6 protein-coding genes and 2 pseudogenes are annotated in these 11,244 nt (G+C 68.1%); 3 read left to right on the top strand and 5 right to left on the bottom strand.

All coding sequences use genetic code 11. The features are described 5' to 3' along the window. Positions 1-271: pseudogene (locus AB0O67_RS33615) on the top strand (transposase); the annotation flags it as partial. Between the two features lie 23 nt (positions 272-294). Here the strand turns inward: AB0O67_RS33615 and AB0O67_RS33620 are convergent. From AB0O67_RS33620 to AB0O67_RS33640, 5 genes and pseudogenes are all read right to left on the bottom strand, one after another. Then, positions 295-1,045, bottom strand: a pseudogene (locus tag AB0O67_RS33620) (transposase family protein); the annotation flags it as partial. A gap of 257 nt (positions 1,046-1,302) precedes the next feature. Beyond that, a complete protein-coding gene (gene mltG, locus AB0O67_RS33625) occupies positions 1,303-2,931 on the bottom strand; it encodes an endolytic transglycosylase MltG (RefSeq protein ID WP_365458603.1) in 1,629 nt (542 codons plus the stop codon). 251 nt (positions 2,932-3,182) lie between these two features. Then, a complete protein-coding gene (locus AB0O67_RS33630; protein ID WP_365458605.1) occupies positions 3,183-4,316 on the bottom strand; it encodes an amidohydrolase family protein in 1,134 nt (377 codons plus the stop codon). A 395-nt stretch (positions 4,317-4,711) separates the two neighbouring features. Next, the gene (locus tag AB0O67_RS33635) at positions 4,712-5,458 is read right to left on the bottom strand and encodes an SDR family oxidoreductase (RefSeq protein WP_365458608.1); all 747 of its coding nucleotides are present in this window, start codon (positions 5,456-5,458) and stop codon (positions 4,712-4,714) included. 103 nt (positions 5,459-5,561) lie between these two features. Then, positions 5,562-6,542 (bottom strand): NmrA/HSCARG family protein, encoded by a 981-nt coding sequence (locus AB0O67_RS33640; RefSeq protein ID WP_365458611.1) that lies wholly within the window; start codon positions 6,540-6,542, stop codon positions 5,562-5,564. Between the two features lie 809 nt (positions 6,543-7,351). On the opposite strand from AB0O67_RS33640, the gene AB0O67_RS33645 reads away from it, so the two are divergent. Continuing rightward, positions 7,352-8,755 carry a PepSY-associated TM helix domain-containing protein gene (locus tag AB0O67_RS33645; protein ID WP_365458614.1) on the top strand — a complete coding sequence of 468 codons (1,404 nt, stop codon included), beginning with the start codon at positions 7,352-7,354 and terminating at the stop codon, positions 8,753-8,755. A gap of 674 nt (positions 8,756-9,429) precedes the next feature. Continuing rightward, positions 9,430-11,244, top strand: a 1,815-nt coding sequence (locus tag AB0O67_RS33650) for a multicopper oxidase domain-containing protein (protein ID WP_365458617.1), incomplete at its 3' end; no start/stop codon positions are given.

Consider the following 11,244-nt stretch of genomic DNA (forward strand, 5'->3'; position numbering starts at 1 on the left):
GCGCCACCGCACGTGGGACCTGAGCGTCGATTCCACGGTGTGCCGCGCTCATCAGCATGCGGTCGGGGCCCGGAATCAGGGTGACCTGCAGAAAAAACCGCCGGGCGGTGTCTTCACCGAGCCCTTTGACCATGGGCTGGGGCGCTCACGCGGTGGGTTCACCACCAAGCTGCACCTGGCCGTCGAGCAGGGCCAGAAGCCCATGTCGATCGTGGTCACGGCAGGACGGCGTGGAGACTCGCCGCACTTCGAACCCGTGCTGGCAAAGGTCCCCACCAGCACTGGAAGAAGATCCAGTCGACAAACCCGTTGGACGGCGTGGTGGAGGCCGTCGCCGCGTTGCCGGCAGTCGCGGAGGATCTTGTAGTTCTTCATGCGGGAGAAGGTGTGCTCGACGCGGGCGCGGACTTTGCGATGCTGCGCGTTGTCCTCTTCCTCGCCCTTGAGCAGGGGCCGTCCGGGGCGTTTGCGGTGCGGGACGATCAGGCCGGTGTTGATGTAGGCGCCGTCGCCGAGGACCGTCACACCTTCGCAGTGGTCGGCCAGGCCGGAGTCCCGCCAGGCTGTCGCGTCTGCCGTGTTGCCGGGCACTGGGCGGGCGGTGGCCACCACCAGGCGCGTCTCCGCATCCACGATGACCTGCACGTTCGCCGAGAACCGGTAGTTACGAGAGGACGCTCCGACCTTGCGGTCGCGGACCGGGACCAGGGTGCCGTCCACGATCCACAGCCGCTCGACGGCATCCTGAGAGGTGCGGGCTGGCTCGAGCGCGAGCAGCGGACCGAGCCTTTGGATCACCCGGCAAACACGGTGGCCGGTGAGACCCCGAACAGCGGGCACGCTGCCGCATGGTGAGGTTCGTGCGGTAGTACACCGCCACCAGTAGCACCCGCTCGGCCAGCGGCAGCCGCCACGGACGACGACCCCACCCACAGTCCTCGCCACCTCGCTCCTGGACGGCCCTCAGTAGCCGACCGAACTGGTCGACCCGCAACCCGGTGAACGTCTCCACCCACACCCGCTCGGCCCTCAACACTCCAGCCATACAGGGGAGATGCCCAGCTCACGGCCTTCTGCAACACCCTTCAGGCCAGCTCGCCCGACTGCCTGTTTCCGAACTTCAGGGCATGGGCCGCGGCCCTCGCACCGAGGGGCGACTGGCTAGTAACTTCTCCTCTGAGGTGTGCGCTGCTGGCTGCCGCGACGACCTGACGACCGTCCCGGCCCGGCCCGTCGGCAGGGGTGCGGCCGCGGCTGGAAGGCCTACCGCCATCCGGGGGCGGAGGCACTTCGCAGCGGCCATCAGTTGCCCCTCGTGGCGTTCCATTCGTCGACGAGTTCCTGGTGCTCTTCGTTCGTCCTCGTGAACTCGCTGGTCCTGCCGTCCATCGAGATGAAGTAGAACCAGCCCTCGTCCGTCGGGTCGAGTGCACCCTTCAGCGCTTCCTCACCCGGGTTGCCGATCGGTCCAGGTGGCAGACCCTTGGTGTAGTAGGTGTTGTAAGGACTGTCGTAGTTCCTGAGTTCACTCAGGCTCAGGTCGATCTCGCTCTGGTTCTTGATGTAGTTGTACGTCGAGTCGAACTCAAGCATGCCGTTGGTCTGGGGGTTCGTCCGGTCGAGACGGTTGTAGACGACCTCGGCCATTTTCCGGAAGTCGTCGTGGCTCGTACCTTCCGCTTGGACCAGGCTTGCGATGGTGAGCAGTCGCCAAGGGCCGTCGAGGCCAAGCGCTTGCGCCTTCTTCTCGACGCCCAGCTGTGCGTACGTCGAAGTGGCGCGCTCCACCATCTGCTTCAGTACGTCTTGCGGCTTCTGTCCCTTGGCGGCGGCGTAGCTGGAGGGGTAGAGGAAGCCCTCGAGCGGGTCCTTGACGTTGGGCTGGTTCAACGCCCATGCGGGCAGTCCGAGCTGCCTGTACTCCTTCTTCGCAACCGCCGCCGTGGTGCCGTCGGCGACTTCCAGGCGCCGGTCGATGAGCAGGTAGATGTCGGCGTTTCGCTTGCCTTCGGCGATGATCAGGTTGTTCTTGCTGTCCGGACTGAGCATGCGTTCAACCGCGCTGTCAGCCGACATCTCCTGCTGCAGCGTGTACACACCGGAATGAATGCCCTGGCCTTCGGGATGGCGGTTCTGCGCCGCGACGAATGCGTCGACGCTCTTCACGACACCCGCCTTCTTCAGCAGGCTGCCGATCTCATAGCCACCCGCACCCTCGGGAATCGTTACGGTCACCGCCTCGCCGTTACCACCGCCCGCGAAGTCCGGGGCCGCGCCGAAACGGTCCTGGTAGAACTGGTAGCCGAAGTAGGCGACACCGGCCATGCCGCCGCCGAACAACAGGGCGACGACGAGGCGGGAACGCCCCTTGCGGCTCTTCTTGCCCTTGTCCTTGCCACCCCGGCCCCGCCGCTCGGCGCGCCCACGCCGGTCCGCGGACTCGTCGTCCTGATCGTCGTCGCCGGCGAAGAACGCGTGCTCGCCCTGGTCGGGGCCGGGTTCCCAGCCGGACCTGGGCTCCGGTTCGGCGCGACGGCGACCGGGCGGCGCCGACGGTAGGTAGGCGTCGGACTGCTCGCCGCCGTGGGCGACGCCCTGCTGGGCGTAGGGGTCGGTGGGGTCGGCGGCGTACGGTAGGTGCGCCTGCGCACCGGTGACCCAGCTGCCGGTGTCGTACTGCTGCTGGGTTCCGTACGACTGCTGCGCCTGCGCGGCGTACTGCTGCTGGGCATGGCCGTAGCCAGGGTGTTCGCCGGTGCCCCAGTCCCCGTCATGCCACTCCTGCCGCTGCTCCGGATCGTGGGCCGGCCGGCCGTCGTAGGAGGGCTGCTGAATGGCGTGGAGCTGCGGTCCGCCCCAACCGCCGTCCCCGTACAACGGGTCCTGCGGATGCCACGGTTCGGAGCCTTGGCCCCGGCCATACTCAGTCATCGGTTCCCTAGAGCCGCGGTCGGTCAAGTGGCTTACTCCGCAGCCCCGTTGCGCCTCCTGCCGGGCAGCGGATGTTCGAATGCTGCCTCATCGCGCGGCGTGATCATAGCGTCAGATGATCACGTCGATGTCCCCGCCGGGGGCCTTGCCTGACACTCGTTCGGATGCAGCGGCTTCCGCACCCTGGAGAACCGTCGTCTCACGTCACTGACGCGTCCTGGCTAGGAGCCCGGCAATCACCCCACAGCGCGTCATCGCACGCGGACCCCGGCGCGGAAAACCGCCTGTACGTTCAGAACGGCCGCGGGGTCATGCGCGACGTCGCCGTCGACGACCAGGATGTCGGCGTCGGCATCCGCGGCGATGCGTCCCTTGCGGCCCTCCACGCGACACAGTCGGGCTGCCAGGCTGGTCATGGAGGTCAGCGCCGCCAGTGGCGAGACACCCAGCTGCGCCAGGTCCGCCACGCCGTAGGGAAGGACGTTGTGAGGCTTCCACGGCGCCACACCGGCGTCCGATCCGACGACGACATGGGCGCCCGCCTTGTGCAGGTGACGGTAGGTGTCCAGGAGAGCGTCGACTTGCGCGGCCATGCCCTCGGGCAACTGCAGCGCCACGCTCGGGTCGAGGCCCAGCGTCAGACTGACGAAGGTGCCCTTCCGCACGAGCGTGTCGACGAGTTCGGCGTCGGAGGCGACACCATCGGCGGTGAGGAAGGAGACGTGTTCCAGACTGTCGACACCCGCTTCCGCCGCGTCCTTGATGGCTCGGAGTCCGTGGGCGTGCGCCGCCACCGGCAGCCCGAGGCGGTGCGCTTCGTCGACGACCACGCGCAGGTCGTCCAGGTCGTACTGCGAATCATGCGCCGGCACGGAGTCGGGTGTCATGTGTCCGCCGCTGGCCATGATCTTGATGACGGCGCAGCCGCGGGCGTGATGCTCGCGGACTGCGGCGCGCAGTGAGTCGGCGCCCTCGACCTCGCCTCCGAGGAAGTGGCAGTGACCGCCGGGGGTGGTCAGCGGAGGGCCGGCAGCGAGGATCTCCGGACCGCGCTCGGGGTGTTGGGTCAACTCCGCCTTGAGGGCAAGCGAGAGGTAGTCACGGTCACCGAGGTCACGCACGGTGGTGACACCGGCCAGCAGAGCGGACCGGGCCGCAGCCCGCATGTGGGCAACCAGGGCGCTGTCGGAGGTGGCAGCCAGGGAGGTCACGGGGTCCGGGCCCGCATCGAAGGCGAGGTGGACGTGGGTGTCGATCAGTCCGGGCAGGAGGCAGGCCGAGGGGCCCATGTCGATGACCTCGGTGCCGTCGGTCGGCAGGGCGCCGGTGCGGTCCACACCCACGATGCGGTCGCCCGCGACGTGCACGGTGGCGGGGCCTGACACGTCGTGTCCGTCAAACAGCGCACCGGCGTGTAGGGCATAGGAAGTCATCGACGGATGTCCGATCTGTAGACGTGTTCAGGTGCCTGTCGGGGGCATTGGCCGGGGGCGCGCCGTGTGGCCGGTCCCTGCGCCATCAGAGGTGCGCCGAGCCGGCGGAGTAGGTGCGCGCATATTGATTAGAACATGCTTTATTCACTATGCCCAAGTCGTATGGATCTCGCGTACGGGGCTCCGAGCGTCCACACAGGGGGCTGAACGTCCCAGCCGTCGGGGGTTCGGCACGGCTGAGGAACCAGTTCGTCACAGCTCGACTGTGCGGCCGTTGGGGGCGGGGTTCCTGCGGGCGCACCCACCAAGTACGGGGCTCGGAGCGTCGACGCGGCAGGGCCGATGGGTCAGGTCGAGTAGGCGCCGTCGATGGTCCAGGTGGCGCCGTTGACGAAGGAGGCCTCCGCACTCGCCAGGTATGCCACCGCGCCGGCGATGTCGGCCGGTTCTCCGGCGCGTCCGGCGGGAGTCAGCGGCACCATGATCTCGGCCGCCGCTCCGGTCAGAACGTCCGTGGCGATTACACCGGGCTGAATGTTGTTGACGGTGATGCCGCGTGGGGCGAGCTCACGCGCGAGCCCGCGCGTCCAGCCGGCGACGGCCCCTTTGGTCAGGCTGTACAGGGCGAAACTCGCTCCCGGGAACACCGGGAGGCGATCGGCGAAGACGCTGCCGATGTTGATGATGCGTCCGCCTTCGCGTAGGTGCGGCAACGCCTCCTGAGCGGCCACGAACGCCCCTCGGACGTTCACCGCGACGGCGCGGTCAAAATCCTCGACGGAGATGTCGGCCAGTGACCTTCCCTCGCCGTAACCGGCGTTGTTCACGAGGATGTCCAGCCCGCCGAAGGTCCGCACGGTCTCCGTGACGGCCCTCCGGACCGCCTCGACGTCGCCGTTGTCGGCCTGGACGGCCATCGCACGGCCGCCGGCGGCCTCCACCACCTCGACCAGGGCCTGGGCCTTCTCCTTGGCCTGTACATAGGTGAAGGCGACCTGCGCGCCGTCCTCGGTCAGCCTCTTCACGATGCCGGCTCCGATACCGCGGGATCCGCCGGTCACCAGCGCTGTCTTCTGGGCGAGTTGTCTGGTCATGTATGCCTTTCCGAGATCCTGGAACGGTGGCGTGACAACGGGGTGTTCGTGGGCAACGGGCGGGCCGTTCTCATGGGGCGGCCCACCCGTGGACATGCCGGGTTCAGCCGATCAGCTGGTCCTTGTGTTCGACGAGCCACTCGTCGAGCGACTTCACCTGCGGGTTGAGCTCGCGCACGCGGTCGAGGTTCCTGTTGGCGACGAAGTTCTCCGACGCCTCCGCGTAGAACTGGTACATGTTGGCGATCTCGTTGACGAACCAGCCACCGGCGGCGCGCATCGCGTCGTGGCCGACCGGGCGGTAGGTGACCTTTTCGCCGAGGGCCTTCGTCAGCATCTCTGCGAGTTCGGTCCCGGTGGCGTGGGCGCCGGCGACGCCGACCGTGCGGTTGACGTACTTGGCGCCGGCGCGGAAGACGCCGTAGGCGGTGCGGCCGATGTCCTCGGCGGCGACAAGGGCCATGACGGCGTCGTTCATCGGGAGCGCCAGGACCAGATCGCCGTTGTCGTCCCGCTGCGGGCCTTGACCCAGGCCCGCGAGGAGCGACTCGTAGTAGAACGTCGTCTCCAGGAACGTCGTGGGGACGCCGGCCTCGGTGAAGTACGAGTTCGCCGCGCCCTTGGCGTCGAAGTGCGGAACCTTGTAGCCGTCCATGAGCGTGGGCAGTTCGCTGCCGAGGCTCTGGAAGTGCGGGCGGGTGTCCTCGAGCGTGGACCACACGACGTGCCGGAGGCCGGCGCTCTTCGCGGCACGCGCGGCAGCGGCGGCCTGGTTCAGTTCCATCTGGGGGCGCGTCAGGTTCGCGGCTTCCTGCTCGGGAGTGAGCTCGGCCCAGAAGTTGGTGACGACGAAAGCGCCGTAGGCCCCCTCGAAGGCCGCACGCAGGCTCGCATCGTCGTTGAGGTCGGCCTCCACGACCTCGGCGCCCTGCGCGGCGAGTTCCTCAGCCGCGGGCGAGTCGGCGTTCCGAGTCAGGGCGCGCACCGTGAAGGGGCCGTCGGGGTCGGCCAGGATGGCGCGCACGAGGCCGCCGCCCTGCTGGCCCGTGGCACCGACGACGGCAATGATCTTCTTGTCGCTCATGGACACTCCTTGATCGCGAGCAGTGGCGAAAGTAGAACATTGAACAGTTGACGCGTCAAATACTGGAGGCTTGTCCAGTCAAGTAAGGTTTCAGGGCCCGGGTGGAGTGCTGGTACGCCCGGCTACGAGGTCGGATTCGGTCCATCCCCGGAACTCCGTCTGCCTGAGCGAAAGCCGACCAAGGCCGTGCAGGTGCCGCCTCAAATGGAAGGCTGCAAAGGCGCGTTGAGTCGCCGCATGCCGTTCCGGCCGAGGGATGCTCACGGCGGGCGTGACCGGCCGCGGATGCGTTCGCGCCACCGCGGACGGCGCGCCCGGGCCCGGCCACGTGAGGGTGACGGGCGGGCGGACGGAATTGCATTGTCGAGTGCGAGCTTGTATTTGTAACCCGATGGCGGCCGCGTCCGGACTCCCGGACCCAGGGCGGCGCCGTTCGATGAGTGACTCCGACCGTGGCTGGGCGTCGCCGCATCGCGTGCGCAGTGCCGAAGGTGGCGGCGATCCCGCCCAGGGCGCCCATCACTGCCCCTCGGGAACGCCCCTCGGAAACGATCCGGCACATGCGGCTCTTCCGTGGGTGCCCCTTCCGCGCTTCGTCCGTCAGAACACCGCGGTAGCGGGCTCTCATCGAGTCCGCCGATGACCGCCCGCGGGGCCACCGGCCGTGGTGGGCACGGCGCCGCCCATGCCGCAGTGGGCGCCTCGTTGCGCCCCGATCGCGGCGGACGTGCCACGCCTTACGCCGCTGAGGCGCCGATTTCGCGAACGCCCGCGCCACAGCGCGCCGGGCGCCGAGTGGGGATGTACACATGGCTTCGACACAAGGGCAAACGCCAGGTACGTGGGGGGCGGTGCGAGCGCTGCTCCTGCGCCTGCACTTCTACGCAGGTCTGCTGGTCGCGCCGCTCTTGCTGGTGGCGGCGCTGACAGGGCTGGCCTACGCTTTCACACCGCAACTCGACCAGCTCGTCTACGGCGAGCAACTCCAGGTCGCCCGGATGGGGAGCGAGCCGCGGCCGCTGGCGGATCAGATAGCCGCGGCCCGGGAGGTCCACCCGGAAGGAACCGTGGCCTCGGTCGTCACCCCGGCCGCCGCAGAGGACACCACGCGGGTGGTGCTGTCCGTGCCGGAGCTCGGTGACAGGCAGCGCACGGTCTTCGTGGACCCGTACACCGCCGAAGTCCGAGGCGCGCTGACCACGTGGTACGGGTCGACACCCCTCACCACATGGCTGGACGACCTGCATCGCCATCTGCACCTGGGCGAGACCGGCCGGCTCTACTCGGAGACGGCGGCGAGCTGGTTGTGGGTCGTAGTCGCGGGCGGGCTCGTCCTGTGGCTGAGACGCTCCCGTCGACGGCGGGCCAAGTCGGCGCGCGACGTCATGCTGCCCGACCGTTCCGCCCGTGGCGTACGGCGCACCCGTAGCCTGCACGCCGTGACCGGCCTGTGGCTCGCCACCGGACTCTTCTTCCTCAGTGCCACCGGGCTGACATGGTCGCAGCATGCGGGCGACCGGTTCGGGCAGTTGCTCGACGCGGCCCAGGGGAACGCTCCCGAACTGGTCACAACGCTGCCGGGCGAGACCGGGGGTGACGAGGGCAAGCACGCGGGACACGCCGGGCACCGCGCCGGCCAGGTACAGGCGCCGGCGGAGCCCGCCCGCTTCGACACCGCGCTTGCCGTGGCCCGGGACGCCGGGCTGGGCGGCAGGGTGGAAGTGACTCCGCCCGCCGACACGAGAAGTGCCTGGACGGTCGCTCAGGACGACCCCCGCTGGCCCGTGCACTACGACCAGGTGGCGGTGGACCCGGTGACAGGTGCGGTCACTGCCGAGAACCGCTGGGCCGACCATCCCGTCCTGGCCAAGCTCAGCAAACTCGGCGTGCAGGGCCACATGGGGCTGCTGTTCGGAGTCGCCAATCAGATTCTTCTGGCACTGATCGCACTCGGCCTGGTCTTCGTCATCCTGTGGGGTTACCGCATGTGGTGGCAACGCCGTCCCACGCGCAGCAGCCGGACCGTCCCGCTCGGCAAGGCTCCGGCGCGGGGGGCATGGCGGCAGTTGCCCCTGACGGTGCTTCTTCCGTGTGCCGCGGCCGTGGCCGCTGTGGGGTGGGCACTTCCCGTGCTGGGGATCACCCTGCTCGGCTTTCTCGTCGTCGACACGGCAGTCGGGCTCGTACGGCGCGCCCGGACCCGTACCGCATGACGTCCCTCCTCCCTCCCCTCCCCTTCATGGCTTGTCCACCATGAACACGGAAGTTGCACAATCAAACATTGAATGATCTACTTCTTTTCGAAGTGGCCAACGGCCGCGGTTGGGAGCCGAAGCGATGATGCTTCTCGGACGCGCACTCATCCGCGCTCTGCCTGTCCTTCGGGCACGGGCGGAACGAGGCTCATAACGCATATCCGCGACGGCAGCAGGCGTCCGGAGTACGTGGCGCCACTGTTCGACACTTCGGGCATCAATCGCGCTGCCCGCGCCGACCGCGAACAATGCAGGGACACCGTGACGGTGTCACCCGTGAGGGTGCCGTCCGGCGAATCCATTCCTTCGGGAACCGATTGATTCCCGCAGAACCCGAGCCACCATAACGGCCAGTTCTGCATTCCGGCCCACAAGGCCGGCTCAGCCACACGCGTGGCTCCTCCCCACTCAGGTCTGTCCCGCCCGCCGACACCCCCGGCCGCGACGACCTCCCTCGACAGCACGAGGCAGCCGGGATCCTCCGCGGCGGTCTGGCACCGCTGTGTCCGTTCAGCATCTCAACGATGCCTCCGCATGCGCGGACCACCACACCGGGCGTTACTCGCGCCCCGAAGCACCAGAACCAGGACGCATTTCGCATGACAGCTACATCCAGACGGTCGCTCCTGGGCATGGCGGGCGTCACCACAGCCGCCATCGCCGTGGCCGGTACCGGCTTCATCAACGGCAATCGGGCGTCGGCGCAGAGGACCGCGACCGCCGATCCCTTGGACGGGGTCAGCAGGCCGACCTTCACGAGCCTGACACCGTTCAAGGACCGGCTGCGCATCCCTCCGACGTTGCGGCCGCGCAAGAACGACGTCACCGAGATCGATCTTGTCGACACGCGTCAGCGCCTGCACTCGCAGATGCCGCCCACTCGACTGTGGACCTACGAAGGCCACTTCCCCGGCCCGACCATCGAAGTACGAAGCGGACACAAGGTACGGGTCTCCTGGAACAACAAACTGACGGGTACGTCGCCGCTCAAGGCGGTGTGGGTGCATCCCGACGGCCCGGGGCCAGGTCTTCTCCCCTACAACCGCCCGGGATCCGAGGGCGGCTTCCCACGGCCGGAGATCGACAGTCTGACCGCGTGGACGAGCGTCCACGTACATGGCGGCCACCAGAACGCGCTCAACGACGGCGCGGCTGAATTCGGAGTGACGCCCGGCAACGCCCAGTTGGGGGAGCTCGCCAACGACCAGGCAGCGGCACACCTCTTCTACCACGACCACGCCATGTCCGTGACGGCGCTGAACGTGGCCGCCGGCCTGATCGGCAACTACCTGGTCCGTGACGAGGAAGAGGACCGACTCCGCCTGCCTGAAGGCGAGTACGAGATTCCCCTCATGGTTCAGGACGTCAACTTCGAGACGGACGCCGCGGGACGCCTCACCGGCCAGATTCTAGCCAAGCGCATCATCGGCGGCCACGAGGCACCGCAGCCGGACAGGATGCCTCCGGCGCTCGCGGGACTCGGTCCGTTCACCATGGTGAACGGTGTGGTGTGGCCCTACCTCGACGTGCAGGCCCGCGCTTACCGCCTGCGCCTCGTGAACGCCTCCGGGGCACGGGCCTACCGCCTCGTCGTCGTCGACGAGGAGACCGGCGAGGTCGTCAAGGGCGCCATGAAGATCGTCGGCACGGACCTGGGACTACTCGGCAAGCCGCAGACCATCGATGAGGCCCTGTCGCTGTCACCGGCTGAACGCGCCGACATCGTGATCGACTTCGCGGCGTTCCCCGGCAAGCGGCTGAAACTCGTCAACACGATCCCGGGTCAGCATGCCGGCGATCCGCTGCCCGATTTCCTGATCCCTTTCCCGGAGGTGATGCAGTTCCGCGTCGAGCAGAAGCGGAACGCCCCGTACTCGCTCCCGGCAACGCTGTCGACCTCGTTCCGGCAGCTCACGGCCGCGAGCGTGCCCGACGACGCCACCGAACGTTTCGTCGTACTCGCCTTCGACAAGACCGGCGCGATGCCGCAACTGTGGGAGATGCAGGAAGCCGACGCCGGCGCGGCGGCCGAGGAGGGCGCCGTCCAGATCGAGATGGCGGGCAGAACGAGGACCTTGCGACGCACCGGCGTCATGTTCGAGGACACCACCACCTTCTTCGCCACCGCCGGCACGTGGGAACGCTGGCACTTCATCAGCGTCGCTCCCGCAGGCGTGCCCATCTATCACCCCATGCACATTCACCTGATGGACTTCCAAGTCGTGGACCGGCGGGTGGTGGACAGCTCCGGCATGGACTTCGCCGACGGCCACACGACGAAACCTCTCACCCTTGGTGCCCCCGTTCCCGTCGCACCGGAGGAGTCCGGGTGGAAGGACACCATCACCGTCCACGCCAACACGCTCGTCACCGTCGCCGGACGGCTCGCCAGGCAAACGGGCAAGGTGATGTATCACTGCCACATCTTCGACCATGAGGACGAAGGC

Origin of the sequence: Streptomyces sp. NPDC086077, assembly GCF_040686175.1 — a bacterium.
Classification (GTDB): Bacteria; Actinomycetota; Actinomycetes; order Streptomycetales; family Streptomycetaceae; genus Streptomyces.

Excerpts from the sequence above, each read along its gene's own strand:
- mltG (WP_365458603.1), bottom strand. The coding sequence starts at position 2,931 with ATGACTGAGTATGGCCGGGGCCAAGGCTCCGAACCGTGGCATCCGCAG.
- AB0O67_RS33635 (WP_365458608.1), bottom strand. The coding sequence starts at position 5,458 with ATGACCAGACAACTCGCCCAGAAGACAGCGCTGGTGACCGGCGGATCC.
- AB0O67_RS33640 (WP_365458611.1), bottom strand. The coding sequence starts at position 6,542 with ATGAGCGACAAGAAGATCATTGCCGTCGTCGGTGCCACGGGCCAGCAG.
- AB0O67_RS33645 (WP_365458614.1), top strand. The coding sequence starts at position 7,352 with ATGGCTTCGACACAAGGGCAAACGCCAGGTACGTGGGGGGCGGTGCGA.